The 16,784-nt window shown below is 64.3% G+C and carries 21 protein-coding genes and 1 tRNA gene; 17 read left to right on the forward strand and 5 right to left on the reverse strand.

Annotated elements, in window-relative coordinates; translation table 11 throughout:
- Positions 1–7 precede the first annotated feature (7 nt).
- The 10 genes from NVS89_RS04440 to NVS89_RS04485 all read left to right on the forward strand — a co-directional run bounded on the left by NVS89_RS04440 (position 8) and on the right by NVS89_RS04485 (position 7,865).
- Positions 8–388 (forward strand): hypothetical protein, encoded by a 381-nt coding sequence (locus NVS89_RS04440; RefSeq protein ID WP_258731278.1) that lies wholly within the window; start codon positions 8–10, stop codon positions 386–388.
- 209 nt (positions 389–597) lie between these two features.
- Positions 598–939 (forward strand): HNH endonuclease, encoded by a 342-nt coding sequence (locus NVS89_RS04445; RefSeq protein WP_258731279.1) that lies wholly within the window; start codon positions 598–600, stop codon positions 937–939.
- Entirely contained in the window at positions 936–1,238 is a 303-nt protein-coding gene (locus NVS89_RS04450; RefSeq protein ID WP_258731280.1) for a head-tail connector protein, read from the forward strand. The genes NVS89_RS04445 and NVS89_RS04450 overlap by 4 nt, the downstream gene beginning before the upstream one ends.
- A complete protein-coding gene (locus NVS89_RS04455; RefSeq protein ID WP_258731281.1) occupies positions 1,226–1,663 on the forward strand; it encodes a phage terminase small subunit P27 family in 438 nt (145 codons plus the stop codon). Before NVS89_RS04450 ends, NVS89_RS04455 begins: the two co-directional genes overlap by 13 nt.
- The gene (locus tag NVS89_RS04460; protein ID WP_258731283.1) at positions 1,663–3,264 is read left to right on the forward strand and encodes a terminase large subunit; all 1,602 of its coding nucleotides are present in this window, start codon (positions 1,663–1,665) and stop codon (positions 3,262–3,264) included. Before NVS89_RS04455 ends, NVS89_RS04460 begins: the two co-directional genes overlap by 1 nt.
- Positions 3,265–3,464: 200 nt before the next feature.
- On the forward strand, positions 3,465–3,698 hold the full coding sequence (locus tag NVS89_RS04465; protein ID WP_258731284.1) for a hypothetical protein: 234 nt from the start codon (positions 3,465–3,467) through the stop codon (positions 3,696–3,698).
- A gap of 30 nt (positions 3,699–3,728) precedes the next feature.
- Entirely contained in the window at positions 3,729–4,832 is a 1,104-nt protein-coding gene (locus tag NVS89_RS04470; RefSeq protein ID WP_258731285.1) for a HigA family addiction module antitoxin, read from the forward strand.
- 339 nt (positions 4,833–5,171) lie between these two features.
- Positions 5,172–5,372, forward strand: coding sequence for a hypothetical protein (locus tag NVS89_RS04475; protein ID WP_258731286.1), 201 nt, complete (start codon positions 5,172–5,174; stop codon positions 5,370–5,372).
- A 144-nt stretch (positions 5,373–5,516) separates the two neighbouring features.
- Positions 5,517–6,932, forward strand: coding sequence for a methylamine utilization protein MauJ (mauJ, locus tag NVS89_RS04480; RefSeq protein WP_258731287.1), 1,416 nt, complete (start codon positions 5,517–5,519; stop codon positions 6,930–6,932).
- Positions 6,933–7,169: 237 nt separating this feature from the next.
- Positions 7,170–7,865 carry a hypothetical protein gene (locus NVS89_RS04485; RefSeq protein ID WP_258731288.1) on the forward strand — a complete coding sequence of 232 codons (696 nt, stop codon included), beginning with the start codon at positions 7,170–7,172 and terminating at the stop codon, positions 7,863–7,865.
- Between the two features lie 92 nt (positions 7,866–7,957).
- Here the strand turns inward: NVS89_RS04485 and NVS89_RS04490 are convergent, their stop codons facing one another.
- Positions 7,958–8,239, reverse strand: a complete 282-nt coding sequence (locus tag NVS89_RS04490; protein ID WP_258731289.1) for a hypothetical protein — start codon at positions 8,237–8,239, stop codon at positions 7,958–7,960.
- 1 nt (position 8,240) lies between these two features.
- Positions 8,241–8,456 (reverse strand): helix-turn-helix domain-containing protein, encoded by a 216-nt coding sequence (locus tag NVS89_RS04495; RefSeq protein ID WP_374114527.1) that lies wholly within the window; start codon positions 8,454–8,456, stop codon positions 8,241–8,243.
- 111 nt (positions 8,457–8,567) lie between these two features.
- Between NVS89_RS04495 and NVS89_RS04500 the strand changes: the two genes are divergently transcribed.
- From NVS89_RS04500 to NVS89_RS04530, 7 genes are all read left to right on the forward strand, one after another.
- Complete coding sequence (locus NVS89_RS04500; RefSeq protein WP_258731291.1) at positions 8,568–8,960, forward strand: hypothetical protein; 393 nt, start codon at positions 8,568–8,570, stop codon at positions 8,958–8,960.
- Complete coding sequence (locus NVS89_RS04505) at positions 8,957–9,319, forward strand: hypothetical protein (protein WP_258731292.1); 363 nt, start codon at positions 8,957–8,959, stop codon at positions 9,317–9,319. Before NVS89_RS04500 ends, NVS89_RS04505 begins: the two co-directional genes overlap by 4 nt.
- On the forward strand, positions 9,316–9,618 hold the full coding sequence (locus NVS89_RS04510) for a hypothetical protein (protein WP_258731293.1): 303 nt from the start codon (positions 9,316–9,318) through the stop codon (positions 9,616–9,618). Before NVS89_RS04505 ends, NVS89_RS04510 begins: the two co-directional genes overlap by 4 nt.
- Positions 9,619–9,998: 380 nt before the next feature.
- Positions 9,999–10,463: a hypothetical protein gene (locus NVS89_RS04515; protein ID WP_258731294.1), complete on the forward strand. Its 465-nt coding sequence runs from the start codon at positions 9,999–10,001 to the stop codon at positions 10,461–10,463.
- A gap of 3 nt (positions 10,464–10,466) precedes the next feature.
- A complete protein-coding gene (locus NVS89_RS04520; RefSeq protein ID WP_258731295.1) occupies positions 10,467–10,664 on the forward strand; it encodes a MerR family transcriptional regulator in 198 nt (65 codons plus the stop codon).
- 5 nt (positions 10,665–10,669) lie between these two features.
- Positions 10,670–10,930, forward strand: a complete 261-nt coding sequence (locus NVS89_RS04525) for a hypothetical protein (protein ID WP_258731296.1) — start codon at positions 10,670–10,672, stop codon at positions 10,928–10,930.
- Positions 10,917–12,161 (forward strand): site-specific integrase, encoded by a 1,245-nt coding sequence (locus NVS89_RS04530; RefSeq protein WP_258731297.1) that lies wholly within the window; start codon positions 10,917–10,919, stop codon positions 12,159–12,161. The genes NVS89_RS04525 and NVS89_RS04530 overlap by 14 nt, the downstream gene beginning before the upstream one ends.
- Before the next feature lie 85 nt (positions 12,162–12,246).
- On the opposite strand, the gene NVS89_RS04535 is transcribed toward NVS89_RS04530, so the two are convergent.
- From NVS89_RS04535 to NVS89_RS04545, 3 genes are all read right to left on the reverse strand, one after another.
- Positions 12,247–12,320, reverse strand: a tRNA-Gly gene (locus NVS89_RS04535).
- A 211-nt stretch (positions 12,321–12,531) separates the two neighbouring features.
- Positions 12,532–15,606 (reverse strand): efflux RND transporter permease subunit, encoded by a 3,075-nt coding sequence (locus tag NVS89_RS04540; protein WP_258731298.1) that lies wholly within the window; start codon positions 15,604–15,606, stop codon positions 12,532–12,534.
- A gap of 9 nt (positions 15,607–15,615) precedes the next feature.
- Complete coding sequence (locus NVS89_RS04545) at positions 15,616–16,734, reverse strand: efflux RND transporter periplasmic adaptor subunit (RefSeq protein WP_258731299.1); 1,119 nt, start codon at positions 16,732–16,734, stop codon at positions 15,616–15,618.
- Positions 16,735–16,784: the final 50 nt, after the last annotated feature.

Genomic DNA, 16,784 nt, shown 5'->3' on the forward strand with positions numbered 1-16,784 from the left:
ACATCACATGCGTGATCTGGTCTCGAATATCGGCGTCGTCCTCGCCCTGGCGCCAGCGGTGCAGGCGGCGGCCGCCGATGGCCTCGCCATCCCGCTCAAGGGCTTCGACAGCCTCGCCTTCGCCATCAATACCGGCGCCATCGTCGAGGATGGCGACTTCGGCGTGAAGGTGCAGGAGAGCGAGGACGGCCTCGCCTTCACCGATGCCGACGCCTCCGCCGTGCTCGGCAGCGTGCCGGCGACGCTGGCGGAGGCGTCGAGCTACAAGCTCGGCTATATCGGCTTCAAGCCCTTCGCCCGCCTCGCCGTGACCAAGGCCGGCGGCACCTCCATCGCGCTCGGCGCCGTGGCCATCAAGGGCCACGCCCGCGAGCGGCCGGTGAGCTGATCCCCCTAGGGGCGCCACTCATTGCGGGCACGTAGCGGCCTGTCCAACAACGGGAACCCCGCCTCTCCGGCGCCCATCCCAGCTCGCGCGGGATTTCTTGGGAGGCAAGGCGGGGAAGGTCGCGAGCACCGGCCGTGCTCTCCTGCGCGGCAAAGGGCTCATGGGAGGCGGGCGAGCGACCGCCTCCCGCTTTTCTGAAAGGACGTGACATGCCTGTTCGGGCTCCTCGCATTTGCGGATGCGGCTACAAGGTCGCCTCGGGCAGGCAATGCGCCTGCGAGGGCCGGCGCGCGGCCGAGCGCAAGGCCCGGGCGGAGGCGAACCGCCCGACCGCCCGCGAGCGCGGCTATGACGGCAAATGGGACAAGGAGCGCGCCGCCTATCTCGCCGCGCACCCGACCTGCCGGCGCTGCGGCGCCCCGTCCAAGGTGGTCGATCACGTCATTCCCCATCGCGGCGACCGCAAGCTGTTCTGGTCGCGCTCCAACTGGCAGCCGCTCTGCACCAGCTGCCACAGCCGGGCCAAGCAGGCGCAGGAGAAGCGCTCATGAACACAAGCGACATCCTCCCGCTTGCCGACCTCAAGGCCGATCTGCGGATCGACTTTGATGATGACGACACGCTGCTCGGCGGAAAGCTGGAGGCGGCGCGCCGTCATGTCGAGGCCTGGTGCGGGCCGCTCGAGGACTTCGCGGACGGCGTGCCGGCGGATCTGATCGAGGCGATGAAGCTGCTCGCCGGGCATCTCTATGAGAACCGGGAAGCGACCTATGCCGGACAGGGCGAGGTGACGGAGGTGCCCTTCGGCTTCCACGACCTCATCGGACCCTACCGGAAATGGGAGTTCTGATCCCCATGCGCGGCGCCAAGCCCTTCGCCATCGTCTCCGGCTCCTCGCCCGTGCGCGAGCCGCTCGACCCGCCCGAATGGCTGTCGAGCGATGCCCGCGACGAATGGAACCGGGTGGCGCCGATCCTGATCGAGGAGCGCCGCACCCTCACCGTGACCGACATCGCCAGCCTCGCGAACTACTGCGTCGCCGTGGGGAGGGCGGCCGAGGCCGAGCGCATCATCGCCCGCGACGGCATGATCGTCACGACCAAGACCGGGCCGAAGAAGCACCCGGCGGTCGCGATCAGCTCGGATGCGATGACGCAGGCGCGCCTCCTCGCCGGCGAGCTGGGCCTGACCCCGGTCAGCCGCTCGCGCCCGTCCGTGCGCTCGGAGGGCGGGGGCGACCACGGGCCGGGCCTGTTCGACATGGACTTCGGCTGATGGCGCGCTCGACCTATCCCGGCTGGATCTTCGACGGCAGCGAAATCGCCGATCCGTTGGGGCGTGGTGAGCGCGCGGTGCGCTGGCTGCGCATGCTGCGTCATCCGAAATCCACCTTGCCCGGCCGGCCGTTCCAGCTCGACCCGTGGCAGGAGCGGATCGTGCGGGCGATCTATGGGCCCCGCCACGAGGACGGCACCCGGATCGTCAAGACCGTGATCCTGCTGCTGCCGCGCGGCAACCGTAAGACCTCGCTCGCGGCGGCGCTCGCCCTGCTGCACACGATCGGCCCGGAGCGGGTGCCCGGTGGTGAGGTCGTCTCCGCCGCCGCCGACCGCTATCAGGCGCGTATCGCTTTCGACGAAGCCGTTGGCATTGTGCAAAGCCTCCCCAGCGCGGCGGGAGCTATCGACATCGTCGACCACAAACACCGCCTGACATTGCGGCGGGATCGTACGCGGTACCGCGCCCTGTCCAGCGACGCCGGCGGGCAGCACGGCCAGACGCCGGGCTTTGTGCTGGCGGACGAGCTGCACGCCTGGCCCAAGCGCGACCTATGGGATGTCCTGCGCTCGGCTCTCGTGAAGACCCGGGGCTCGCTCCTCGTCGTCGCCACCACGGCCGGCCGGGGGCAGGAGAACATCGCGTGGGATATCGTCGAGGATGCCCGTCGCGTGGCGCGCGGCGAGGTGGATGACCCCTCGATACTGCCGATCCTGTTCGAGGCCGAGCGCGACTGCGACTGGACGGACGAGGCTGTCTGGCACCGGGTGAACCCGGGCCTCCAGCATGGCTATCCCGACCTAGAGGGCCTTCGCCAGCTCGCCCGCGAGGGACAGCGCCGGATCGGCGACCGCGAGGCCTTCCGCCAGCTCAACCTCAATATCTGGCTCGACCACTCGGCCGATCCCTTCGTCGACATGGACGTCTACGACGCCGGCGCCGATCCGGTCGACCTCGAGGCGCTACAGGGCGAGCCCTGCTGGCTTGGCGTCGACCTCTCCTCCAATCACGACCTCACCGCCGTCGTCGCCGCCTGGCGCACCGAGGCGGGCGGCTATTTCGTCCATCCCTGGTTCTTCTGCCCGGAAGACAATCTGCGCCTGCGTGCCGATCGGGACGGCGTGCCCTATCCGTCCTGGGCCGAGGAAGGCCATATCATCCCCACGCCCGGCAACGTGGTCGACTTCCGCACCGTCGAAGACACCATCCGCGATCTGTGCGACCGCTTCGCGGTGCAGGAGATCGCCTTCGATCCGCACCTCGCCCGCAACATGCTGAACAACCTCCTCGAGGATGGGCTGCCTGCGGTCGAGATGCGGCAGGGCTGGGTGACCATGGCACCGGCGATCAAGGAGCTGGAGCGCGCCATTGTCGGACGGCAGCTCGCGCATGGCGGGCACCCGGTGCTGCGCTGGTGCTTCGACAACATCGCCGTCCACACCGACAGCGCCGGCAACCGCGTGTTCCACAAGGGCAAGAGCCGGGACCGGATCGACGGGGCGGTTGCCGCGGCGATGGCGGTTGCGCGGGCGTCAGCGGGGGGCGGAGCGAGCATCTATGAGAGCGACGACTGGACGCCGGAGATGATGGTGCTTTGAGGGTTGGTTGCGCCAATCCGCAAAGCATGCGTCCTTATTACCTGTTGCGTAATGATTCTCTGCGCATTACCTGACAGGTAACGGAGACGCAGTTGGAGTTCACGTATCGGTCGGCCCGTCTCCGGAGGGAGCTGTCAGATGTCAAGACGATGGAGAGAGCCTACGGTCAGCGAGCGAAGCCTCTGCGATTGAGGCTCGCCGTGTTGGCTGAGGCATTGCATCTTGGCGACGTTCCAACGGGAACGCCGGTGCATTGTCATCCGTTAAAGCATGGCAGTCGCAAAGGTCAGTACGCCGTCACCCTGAAGGCAAATTGGCGTTTGGTGTTCAGGCCTGATCATGACCCGCTGCCAACTTTGGCATCAGGCGAACTGGACCTGAGTAAGGTGACCGTGATTCATCTGATCGAGGTTGTGGACTACCACGAAGAATAACACGCGGCACGTGAGTGCGGGAGAATTGAGATGGCCGTTGCAGCAGACGTCGAGCGTGGCTGGTCCCCTAATTGGGCCGTCCATCCCGGCGAGCACCTGGAAGAACATTTGGAAAGTCGGGGACTTTCTCAGGCTGATTTTGCTCGTCTCTCCGCTCTTTCGCCTAAGCTGGTCAGCACCATCATTGCGGGAAAAAACCCTGTTACGCCCGAGACGGCTTTGAGGCTTGAGCGAGTACTCGGCGTCAGAGCGTATATTTGGGCCGGTCTCCAGGCGAAGTGGGACATCCATCAGGCACGTCTCAATGAGGAGGCGGTTGCCGATCCCAAGGACTGGCTGAAGCGGTTCCCTATTAGGGAGCTGAAGGAGCGCAAGCTTCTGCCGGCAACTACTGATTCTAGCGTCTTGCTCGATGAAGTTCTGAAGCTCTTTGGCATCGGTCGCATTTCGGCCTATGAGGCGAAAGTCGGCGCCCTGGCTGTTCATCACCGTCAGTCTCGCGCCTATGCGACGTCGGAAGACCATATTGCGACATGGCTCCTCATTGGAGAGGCCAAGGCGCGCGAGATGCGGTTGCCAGAGTTTGATGTTCGTCGGTTCAATCAGGCCGTAAGCGAGATTCGCTCCCTCACCACCGAACCACCGGAACAATTCGAACCGCGCATGAGGGCACTCTGCCGAGCCGCCGGTGTGGCCTTAATTCTCGAAAAGCCGCTCTCCAAGACCTGCCTTTTTGGCTCTGCCAGGTGGCTGGATGGCAATCGGGCCATCATTCAGATGTCATTACGCATGAAAACTAACGACCACTTCTGGTGGACGTTTTTTCATGAAGCGGCGCACGTTGTCTTGCATCGGGGGCGCAGCTTTGTCGATGACAAAGCCGGTGAAGCCGATGACGTAGAGATAGAAGCTGATGCTTGGGCAAATAACACGCTCTTCGGGCGCGTTGGTCTCGATCGATTGCTTGAGGAGCGTCCCCGTTCTGCAGTATCTGTCGCACGACTTGCCAACGAGTTCGGTCTACATCCCGGGATTATTGTCGGCGCGCTCCAGCATCACGGCGCGCTACCTTACACTCACCTCAATGCGATGAAGGCCCGTTTTATATGGGCCGACGAAACAACGGAACGTTAGTCGCTCATTCGCTCTCGAAACGAGATCCAGCGGAATATAAAGACATCTACATATGCCGACATAAGGACAGGGAAGAAGCGATTGTCGGCGAGACCGATGAAAACTTTCGGCCGTCCACTACAGCCACTTGACGAGCTAGAGCGAATCTCGAAATAAAGTCGGTTGATCGTCCGCATAGACGAACGGCCCGGAGCTGGCACTCCAGGCCGTTTCAGATTGGGCGAGGTCTGTGGCAATTCGGGCCACTTCAGACCAAGTGGATGTCCCAATCAGGTGCTTAGCCTTATTCGGCATTCCTTTCAAGCGGCTCGAGCGACAGCCATACGAAAGGATGTTCCCATGGCTGGAAACGAGAAGCCGTTCCGCGGCAACCGTCGTCCTTCTAATCCCATTCGTGCCGTCGACGTTCCCTTGATCAAGAAGCGCATCCGGCAGGGTGAGTTCTTGAACCGGATCGCCGCCGATTACGATGTGAACCCCGGCCGGATTTCTGAGATCAAGTCGGGACAGAGGTTCGCGGAAATTCCGCCTGCGCTGTAACGGACGGACAAGACAGGGAGGCGCGGCGCAGGCTGCGCCTCTCAATTCGACTGTGTCATCAGTTTATCTAAACTATACGTAGCCCCCCGAAAGCTGTCATTTCCTCTACACTTTCGGATTCCACTGATTTTCCGGTCCTGAGTCATGTTCGCCAAGAATCTTGAGTATGTACTCCAAGGTCTCACTGCCGACGGAGATTTCCAGCGCTATACACCGCGTGATGTGGAAGAGCGGTTCGAGAACCTGCGCGACTGGGGGCGGTTGCCGCGTGGTCGCGAGAAACGAGCGCAGCACTTAACTCGGAGCGAGATCACCGCAGCGGTTTTCGGGCTTGTACCTGTCCATCCCGCTTGGGCCGGTCACGCCGCCGTCGTATTTGAAAAGCTGCGGCCGGTTGGTGGTCCGGCTGCTTCTTTCCGAGCTGCGCCGACCTTGTCCGACGCGATCCAGTTTCTTCTGGCCGACGAGGCTTCGGCGGCCGGGGTTATCGACGTGACGCTCACAGGCTCGGGGTTCGGTACCAACAACAATGGTTTCGCAACCCTCCGCTACGTAAACGAAAAAGCACTACGCGCCGTGCATTTTGTATCGAAGATGGCGGTTTCGCTGCTGCAACCCGGCGCCGAAGTGGGATTCCGGCCCGAGTCCTTCGGGAGCACTCTCGCGCGCAATGTGGTGCTGACCGAACGGTTTTTCAGGACGTTGCGCCGTGAGGTCGACAAATCCATGCTGAGCATGGGCGGTCCTGCCGGTGACGGCTCGGAATACACCGCTGAGGAGGCGCGTGCCGCCCGCGCGGCGCGCCTTGGCGCCAAGCCCCATTCCCGCTTCCTGAATATGGGCATCGACACACAGGTAACCTGGCCGAAGGAGGAGACCCGCATCGCTTTCGATCGATACTATCTGGTACTGATGCCGAAGACAGAGGACCACATGCAGTCGGTGCACATCGATCTCATGGCTAACCGGCTGACCGATGAAGCGGCGATGACCGTGATCAACCGCTTCCTTAGCCTCCTGACTTGGTGTGACGATCAGTTTGCCGTCGCCCAGCATTGCTGGTCGGGCAATCCCGTGCCGGTCGCCGTTTCCAAGCCCGACCTCCCCGCTTCGACCGCGCAGCATTGGGTCTTCAATCGTCAGATCCCGTCGGACGCTAAGGTCCTCAGGGCGCTTGGTCATTACCGCGAGGCGCGCAACGCCGATCATGCCGGCCTCGCGAGCTATGCGGTACTTAGCTACTACAAGGTCATCGAGGGCGGCCAAGATGACGACGGTTCAAAGGTGAAGGCCTGGATCACCAAATCCTATCCGATCGTCAACGCGGCACACGAGTCCGATCGGGACTTTACCGCATTCCGCGAAGCCGTTGGGACAATGACGCCACAGGAATATCTCACCAACGAGTGTCGCCGCGCGGCCGCACACGCGAGCCGGAAATCTCCATCCGATGTCGACGATCTAGACGAAACACGGAGGCTGTTCACTGCAGCCTCGGTCCTGCACGCCCTGGCTCGGCACATGATCAGCCATGAATTCGGTGTCTCGGACCGCCGTTAGTAGCCGGCCCGATCTTCACCGCCAAATGGCGCGCGGACATTCGCAAACTAGGTGACTGACCCCACCCGGCGTGGCAGTGGATAAGACAAATGCCGTGCGCCACTTGCGTGGAAATGGCGACCGTTGGCAAGTTCCGCGCAGAGATGGCGCAGGAGTCCGACGGTGGAGCTTGTTTAGGACTGACGTCATGCTCTACAATTTCATGCAGAATGCGATGCTTGACCTGAGGAATCATAAATGGCAGCCGGAGAGCCTAATTCACTTCCTCGTTTAGGAAAAAAGCAAAAATACGTATTTGTAGCTTATCCATACAGGATATACAACAAAAACGACTACCGTAAACCTTACCACGAGATAGCGAAGGCTTTCAGCGTTACATTTGTTTTTGCAGATGAAAGAATATCAACACTTCATATTCTTGACAAAATACGTGGCCATATCCGTGAATGTGAGTTTGGAATCTACGATATCACGGGCTGGAACCCGAACGTTACGCTTGAATTAGGGTTAGCACTCGGTCTTGGAGAGAAGGCATTCATTGCCTTCGACCCGAAGAAAACAGAGTTGAAAGAAGTTCCATCGGACGTTCAAGGAATCGATCGTATCCAATACGATTCGTTTTACTCGCTTGGCGAACAATTGACACGCCTTATTGGGCAGGAATTTCCAATCCAGCGGCGGCATGAAGCTCAGGGGCAGATGGAAAAGCTCCGACAGGAAACACTTGATCTAATCGCGAAGGCTGGACTCGAGGGCATTGGCGTGTCGACAATTGCCGAGGCACTGGGTGCAAATGTGGAATTAATTAAAGTTGTTGTTCGCCCTATGGTCGGAAAAGAACTATTTGCCAAAGGAAAGAAGAGAGGAACGAAATACCTTTTAAGAGAAAATGGAATAGATTTTTTTCCTAAGAAAGATCAAATCATAACATAGGATTAATTTTCTATGTGCCGCGCGAGGCTTATGTTTTCTTAGCCTCGCCCCGCCCCTTCGCTATTCTCGTTGACGAAGGTGACGCCGTCCCCTCAATCGCCGACGGGCGCGCAACGAAAATTCGCGCGAGTATATCGTGAATTGAGGATATCAGCAGTGTCACGGCAGGCGGCGCCGTCGTTTGCATAGCCGAAAATCAAGCCGATGCGCTCCGCTTGACCAACGGCGTTGTCCTTGACCAGCCAATAGTCGCCGCTCTCACCTATTTTGCCGGTCGACTGGAGATGTCGGTCAAGACCGTCCACGCCGCTTCCGTCTTCGGAGCACCCTGCCAGGGTCAGGCAGCCGAGGGCAAACACGAGCAGACGGCCCATTTCAAGCGCCCTCCCGAGCCTTCCTCAACCGCACCCCTGGCCCTTCGCCGTTCTCGTCGACGAAGATGACCCCAGCCTCCTCCAGTGCGCTCTGGATGGCTTCGACAGTGCGTGGCTTCAGTTCCTCGCCCGCCTCTAGGCGCGCCACAGTGCTAGCTGCGACCTTCGCAAGGTTGGCCAGTTCACGCACTCCTAGCTGAAGTGCAGCTCGCGCCATGCGGCACTGCGCGGCATTCATCGGAACAGCGTTCCTTTTTCGGATTGACGTTAGCGGAATGATGTGAGCAAATCGGCGTCACGTTCCGATTTGTAACACAGGAGCACGCGCATGGACACCCATGTCCGCGAACGGGAGAAGTGCGTCCCCAGCCGGCGCCAGGCGCTGGGGCTGGCGGGTATTGGCCTTGTTGCCGCCTCGTCGCTGCCGGTCATCGTTTCACCTGTTGAGCCGCTGGAGCGCGCCCGCGCCGCGTGGCTCGCCTTCGCCTCCGCCATGAACGAGCTGTCCGCGCCAGGCGATGGCTGGATGCTGACGGGCGCCGGCGCGTGGCGGGCCTCCCATGGGCGCCCGGCCGAGGCGTGGATCTACGCCAGCCGCCTTGCCTATGCGTGGCAGGAAGACAGCCGCCTCGTCGGCGGGCGCATCCTGATCGAGCACGTCGAGCCGCTCGACATCGGCCGTCAGGCGCTAGGCTATTTCGGACCGGGGGCACGGGCATGAGCGATCTCTCCTCTCTCCCCGTCCCCAGCCGGCGCCAGGCGCTTTGCCTGGGGGCCGCTGCCGTCGCCGCGCCGATCGGCCTTCTCGGGCAGCGCATCCCGCCGCAAGAGCGCCTCGCCCAGGCCATGCGCGAGATCGAGGAGGCGCTGGCCGAGATTTACCCCGGCGCTTTCCAGCGACCGATCTTCGAACTGCCGTCGGCGGAGGAGTTCGCCTCGCCGATCCTCGCAGACGGCAGCTTCATGTCGGGGACGATGGCCATGGTCTCGGTGTCCGCCAATTCCTTCCACGAGCGCTTTGCCGCTGGCCTCTCCTGCCGGGAGGATCCGCGCTTGTTCGGCGGGAGGACGCGGACATGAACACGCACGCTCGCGAGTTCGTCATGGTGGAACGCCAGCGCCTGCGCGAGCGGGCCGAGCGCACCATAGAGGCGCTGATCGACATTCTCGACCAGCTCGACAGCGATCCCGACCTCGAGGACGGCGGCGACGAAGAGTCCGCCCTCGGCTGGGAGGGCGGCAATCCCTCCCGCTTCGCCGGCGGCAACTCGCTGGACAGCCTCGATTGCGAGCTGGACTGGGAGGATTGTGGTCCCGGTGACCTGGAAAGGCTTTTCCGGGGCTGGGGACCTACTTCCATAGGCGAGGTGGTGCCGTGATGAACCGCCGCTCTCTCCTTCTCGGCGCCGGCCCGGTCCTGCTCGCGACACCGGCGGCGACGCGCCCCGCAGCACCGGCGCGCGCGACACCTCAGGAACGGATCGCCGCGGCAATGGATGAGATCCGCTCGGCTTTGGCGGAGACTTATCCTGGTCACTACCTCAGCGGGCACGCCTCACTGCGAATAAATACCGGCCTTGTTGTTCTCGGCGCTCATACGCACAGAGGCTATGGCGCGAGAGGATTTTTCTCTGATGATCCGCCGGGATGGTCGCCAGCGATACCCTATGAGGCGAGGGAGGATAAAAAGTGAACAATCGAAGATCCTCTTGTATTTTTCAATAGGTGTGCTACCTCTTGAAAATCACAGGAGGTTTCAATGTCTATCGTTCCTAAACTCACTACTGTTGCCGCATGCCGGGTCGTCGGTATCGATCGCGACCGCTTCAATGAACATGTCGCCGCAGGCCGTTTCGATTGCGCGCCGGCCACGATTCCGGGTCGAGCGCGCCTCTTCGATCCTGACGACATGATCTCGCTGTGTCTCTTTCGAGATCTGATGAACGATGGGCTCGATGCTGCGCACGCCGGCTACATCGCCTGCGCGGTCGGGCGGGCGGCGCGAGCGAACCCGGATGCCAAAGCGATCTGCTTCGTGCGGGGCGACAATGGGCGCGGAAGTACGACGCTCCCCGAGAATATCCCGCCGGTCGATGAGTGGGAAACGTTCCGGTTTTCCGGCACCCGCATTCGTAATGTCACGACCTACAACGTGCACGATATGCGAGAGCGGATTGCGCATGGCACCGACGAAGAACGCTCGATCATCGGGCCGGAGGATTGAGGAATGGTGGCCCTCAATCCTCCCACCATCCGTGGTGCGAAGGCCATCGCGCACGAACTGGGCTGCTCGCCCCGCACCGTCTCGCGGCTCGCCGCAAACGGAAAGCTGCCGGTGAAGAAAGGCTTCTCCGGCGGCCCGACTTCCCCCCTCATCGCTGAACGCAAAGCGCTCGAGAACTTCAAGTGCGGCAATAAGGATTGATGTCGATGGCGCGGCATAGCCAACCCTTCCGGTACGATGGCGCGTTCCCCTGCGAGGCGGAGATCGCGCGCCGGCTCAGCCAGGATCCGAAGGACTGGGCCGCGAAGGCTGCCCTGCTGGAGCGCGAAGGGCTGCCGCGTATCGACCCGATCATGGGCGGGCGCTACTGGCCGGCCGTGGCGGCCTTCTGGCATCACCGCTACGGGCTCTCTACCGTTCGGGCGTCTCAACCTGATGGAGAGGAGAATCTCGATGCGCTCCGCTGACCTCGACGCGCCGGGCCTGAAGGTCCGGCACAACAAGGATGGCACAGCACGGCTCTACTGGGTCGCGCGGGCCGATATCCGCAAGCAGGGCTATGAGCCGGAGACTGTCCGGCTGCACTACAACCTCGACGATCCGCGCGAGCGTGCGTTGATCGAGGCAGCTTGCCGCAAGCTGCAGGCCGAAATGTTCGCCTGGCGCGCTGGGCACCGGCAATCCCGCCGGCCGTTCGACGGCACGATCGCCAGCCTTATCCGTCTCTACCAGACGGACGAGGCGTCGCCCTATTTCGGGCTGAAGCACAACACCCGGGAGACCTACGATCAGGTGCTGCGTGTGATCGATCGCGCGTTCGGCAAGCGGTCGCTGGCAAACCTTACGCACGCTGATTTCCACCGGTGGTACGACGAGGCGCAGAAGCCGAGGCAGCCGGGCGGGCCGGAGCGCACCCGGAAGGCGCACGGCATCATGAGCATGCTCCGCCGCCTGTTCACCTATGGCATCGCCGCCGAGCATGCCGGCTGCAGCCGCCTCTCTGGCATCCTCAACGCGATCCGGTTCAAGCAGCCCAAGCGGCGGCGCATCCGCATGGAACGGCACCACGTCGAAGCTTTCATCCCGAAGGCGATCGAGGCCGGCCGGCTGTCGCTCGCCCTCGGCACGGCGCTCCAGTTCGAAACCGGCATGCGCCAGAAGGACGTCATCGGCGAGTGGGAGCCGCACGAGGCGCGCTCCGAGATCGGCGGCATCATGCTCAAGGGCAAGCGCGGGCGCCGCATGCTGCGCTGGGTGAATGGCCTCACTTGGGCGGACCTCGCCTCGGGCACGGTGCTGGTGAAGGAAACGACCAAGACCGGCGCCATGGTCGCGCATGACCTGTCGCTGTTCCCCATGACGATGGACTTGCTGGCACGGACGCCGGCCGAGGCCAAGATCGGGCCGCTGATCGTCGACGAGGCGGCCGGCCGACCCTACGCCAAGGATGCCTATGCCCGCGAGTGGCGGGTGATCGCCCGTGCGGCCGGTATCCCCGACCACGTGTGGAACATGGATGCCCGCGCGGGCGCCATCACCGAGGCCGAGGACGCGGGCGCGGATCTCGACGCGATCCGCAGCTCCATCGGCCACACGCAAGCCTCCACGACGTCCCGCTACTCGCGCGGCGCCCTGGGGAAAAGCCGTCAGGTAGCGCAGCTTCGGCAGGCGCATCGGGCGGCCCGGAACGAGCCGTAAACAGACATGGGGAACGCGATGGGGAACGTGGGGAACGCGTAGTTCAGCGGTAGACCGGCAAGCCTTTGAGATATCAAAGGAAAGCTGGAGCGGGCGAAGGGAATCGAACCCTCGTATGCAGCTTGGGAAGCTGCCGTTCTACCATTGAACTACGCCCGCCCGACATGCCGTCAGGCCGGCGCACATTAGGGGGCGGGCGAGGCTACTTCAAGCCCCCGCCGCGCCGATTGGCACCGTCATCCCGTACCGGATTCCGCCCCCACATCCGGCCCGGACGAGGCCCTCCCGAAACTGTCGTCCGCCCCGCTAACAAGCTCCGACTTCGGATACGGTCCGCCGGTCTTATCGCACAGCTTCTCCCCCGCCCCGCCTACTCCGCCGGCCCGTGCACGATGCCCGCGGCGATCTCCGCATGCGCGGTGTGGTGGATGCGGCCGATCAGCGAATAGACGGTCGGCACCACGAACAGCGTCAGCAGCGTTCCCAGGCTCATGCCGCCCACGATCACCCAGCCGATCTGGGTGCGGCTCTCCGCCCCCGCGCCGGTGGCGAGCGCCAGCGGCACGGCGCCCAGCACCATGGCGCCGGTCGTCATGAGGATCGGGCGCAGCCGCAGCGTCGCCGCCTCGATCACCGCCGCCCGGCGGTCGAGCCCCGCCTCCTGCTGCTGGTTGGCGAACTCGACGATCAGGATGCCGTGCTTGGTGATCAGCCCGACCAGCGTGACGAGACCGATCTGCGAATAGACGTTGAGCGAGCCGCCGGAGAAATACAGCGCCGCCAGCGCCCCGGTCATGGAGAGCGGCACGGTGAGCATGATGATCACCGGGTCGCGGAAGCTCTCGAACTGGGCCGAGAGCACCAGGTAGATGAAGCCCAGCGCCAGCAGGAACACCAGCACCAGACTCTGCCCGGCGGCGCGGAACTCGCGGCTCTGGCCGGAGACGTCGGTCTGCACCGTGCGTGGCAGCACCTCGCGCGCGGTGCGGTCGAGATAGGCCAGCGCCTCGCCCTGCGAGAAGCCAGGCGCGAGGTTGGCCGAGATGGTCGCCGAGCGGAGCTGGTTGAAGCGCTTGAGCTCCTGCGGCGCCACCGTCTCACGCACGCTGACGAGGTTGGAGAGCTGCACCATCTCCCCGCTCGACGAGCGCAGGAAGATGGTGTCGAGCGTCGCCGGCGAGGCGCGGTCGCTGGCGTCGAGCTGCACATAGACGTCGTACTGCTCGCCGCCGACCTCGAACCGCGTCACCTGCCGCCCGCCGAGCAGGCTCTCCAGCGTGCGCCCGAGCACCGAGACGTCGATGCCCAGATCCGCCGCCTTGGCGCGGTCGATGGTGAGGGAGATTTCCGGCTTGTTGAGCTTGAGGTCGCTCTGGATGCTGGCGAGGCCGGGATAGTCCTCGATCCGGTCGAGGAAGCGGTCGACATATTCGTCGAGTTCCTCATAGGTGCCCGAGGTCTGCAGCACGAACTCGATCGGGCGCGAATTGTTGGAGACGCCGAGCGAGGCCGGGTTGTTGGCATAGGCGCTGACCCCGGCGATATGGCGCAGCTTCGGCGCGGTATCGGCGACGATCTCCTGCTGGCGCCGGTCGCGCTCGGACCAGTCCTTCAGGCGGCCGATGATGAGGAAGCGGTGCACCTCGGGCAGGCCGTTGATGATCAGCACGCTGTCCATCTCCGGAATCTTGTCGAGGATGCCCTCCACCTGGTTGGTGTAGCGGGTGGTGTAGGCGAGGGTCGAGCCCTCCGGCCCGCTGCCGTTCACGCGCACCACGCCGCGGTCCTCCACCGGCGAGAGCTCGGAGGGCAGCGCGTAGATCAGGATGCCGCTGGCGCTCGCCACCAGCACCGCCACCAGCAGCACCAGCGGGCGCACCTTCAGCGTCAGGCCGAGCAGGCGGCGGTAGCCGTTCTCGAGCCCGGTGAGCCCGCGCTCGATGAAGGCGGAGAGCCGGCCGGGCTTGGCCTCGTGCTTCAGCAGGCGCGAGCACATCATCGGCGTCAGCGACAGGGCGACGAAGCCGGAGATCAGCACCGCACCGGCGAGCGTCAGCGCGAATTCGAGGAACAGCCGCCCGGTGCGGCCGGGCGCGAAGGCGACGGGGGCGTAGACCGCGGCCAGCGTCAGCGTCATTGCCACCACCGCGAAGCCGATCTCGCGCGCGCCCTTGATGGCGGCGGGGATCGGCTTCATGCCGTGCTCGATGTGGCGGAAGATGTTCTCCAGCACCACGATCGCGTCGTCGACCACGAGGCCGATGGCGAGCACCAGCGCCAGCAGCGTCAGCGTGTTCACGCTGAAGCCGAGCGCGTACATGATGGCGAAGGTGGTGATCAGCGAGATCGGGATGGTGACGATCGGGATCATCGAGGCGCGGAACGAGCGCAGGAACACCACGATCACCAGCACCACCAGCACCACCGCCTCGAGGATGGTGTGGAACACGGATTCGATCGAGCGGTCGATGAACACGGCGTTGTCGTTGCCGATGGCGGCGGTCATGCCGTCCGGCAGGCTCTCATTGACCGCGGGCAGCACGGCGCGCACGCCGGTCGAGACGTCGAGCGGGTTGGCGACCGCCTGCTTGATGATGCCGAGGATCACCGCCTGCCCGCCGTTGAAGCGGCTGGAGCGGCGCTCGTCGGCGGCGCCGAGCTCGACCTTCGCCACCTCGTCGAGCCGCACCTGCGCCCCGTCGACGCTCTTGACCACGATGTCGTTGAACTGGTCGACGGTCGCCAGCGCGGTGCGCGAGAGCACGGTGAACTCGCGGTCGGCGCTCTCGATGCGGCCCGAGGGGATCTCGACGTTCTGCGCCCTGAGCGCGTCCTCGATGTCCTGAACGGTGAGCTTGTAGGCGGCGAGGCGCTCGCGGTCGATCCAGATCCGCATCGCGTAGCGCCGCTCGCCATAGATCTGCACGTCGGCGACGCCGGTCAGGTTCTTGAAGCGGTCGACCACGTAGCGGTCGATGTAGTCGGTCAGCTCCAGCGCGTTCATGCGGTCGGAGCTGAAGACGATGAACATCACCGGCTGGGCGTCGGCCTCGACCTTGGAGATCACCGGCTCGTCGATCTCGTCGGGCAGGCGCTTGCGCACCCGGCTCACGCGGTCGCGCACGTCGCTGGCGGCGACGTCGGGATCGACATTGGAGCGGAAGCGCACGGTGATGCGGCTCGATTCGGAGCGGCTGGTCGATTCCAGCACGTCGATGCCCTCGATGCCGGCGATCGAGCCTTCCAGCACCTGGGTCACCTGGCTCTCGACGATGCTCGCCGAGGCGCCCGAATAGGTGGTCACCACCGAGACCACCGGCTCGTCGATATTGGGATATTCGCGCACGGTGAGGCGCGTGTAGGAGACGATGCCGATCAGCACCATGAGCAGGCTGAGCACCGTGGCGAAGACCGGACGGCGGATGCAGATCTCGGAGAGCCCCATGGTCGCGGCTCAGCTCTGCGGGTCCGGGGGCGTGCTCACCACGTCGACGGGGGCGTTCGCCCGCAGCCGGGCCTGGCCGGCGGTGACCACCGTGGCGCCGGGATCGATGCCGCTCGCCACCTCCACTTCGCCGGCGCGGCGCTCGCCGAGCGTCACCTTACGCTCCACCGCCTTGCCGTCGTCGACGGTCCACACCAGCCGCTCCTGGCCGCGCGGCACGATCGCGCTCTCGGGCACGAAAATCGCGGTGCGGGTGTCGCGGCCCTTCAGCAGCACCCGCACGAACAGGCCCGGGCGCAGCACCAGGCCGGGATTGGGCAGCCGGGCGCGGATGCTGAGCGCGCGCCCGTTGACGTCGATCAGCGGGTCGATGGCGTAGACCTCGCCGGAGAAGGTCTCGCCGGGCATGGCGTCGACGGCGATCTCCACCTGCTGGCCCACCGCGACGCTGCGCAGGTAGATCTCGGGGATCTTGAAGTCGACCTTGAGCACGTCGATCTTCTCGAGGTTCACCAGCTCGGTGCCGGCGGTGATGTAGGCGCCGACCGAGACCGAGCGCAGGCCGACCACGCCGTCGAACGGGGCGGTGATGGTGTGCTTGGCGATCTGCACCCGCTGCGAATCCAGCAGCGCGTTGGCGGTGTTGAGTTCGGCGCGGGCCTCGTCGAGCGCGCGCTCGGTGCCCGAGCCGCTCTTCTGCAGCTTCTGGGCGCGGTCGTAATTGGCCTTGGCGAGCTCGAGCCGGGCCTCGGTCTCCTCGATCGAGGCCTTCACCAGCGCTGCGTCGAGCTGCACCAGCGCGTCGCCCGCCTTCACGTGCTGGCCCTCGCGGAAGGCGATCTGCTCGATCCGCCCGTCGAGCTCGGAAGCCACCTTCACCGATTCGTCGGATTGCAGGCTGCCGATGGAGCGGATGTCGGTGGTCACCTGCGAGGCGCGCGCGGGGGCCACCTCGACCGGCACCCGCCGGCTGGTCCCGCCGCCGGGCTCGGGCGCGGCGCGGGCCTCACCCTCGATCGCCGCCAGCCCCTCCTTCAGCCCCGCATCGAGCCAGCCCTTCTGCTGCGCGAGGACCCCCGCGCCGGCGAGAATGGCCAAACACAGCACGATGCCGGTCCTGCGTCGCATGAAGGGTCCTCGCCAAGCTGCGCCCGAAGCATGGGATATCCATGTTGCGA

The organism is Ancylobacter mangrovi, assembly GCF_024752355.1.
Taxonomy (GTDB): Bacteria; Pseudomonadota; Alphaproteobacteria; order Rhizobiales; family Xanthobacteraceae; genus Ancylobacter; species Ancylobacter mangrovi.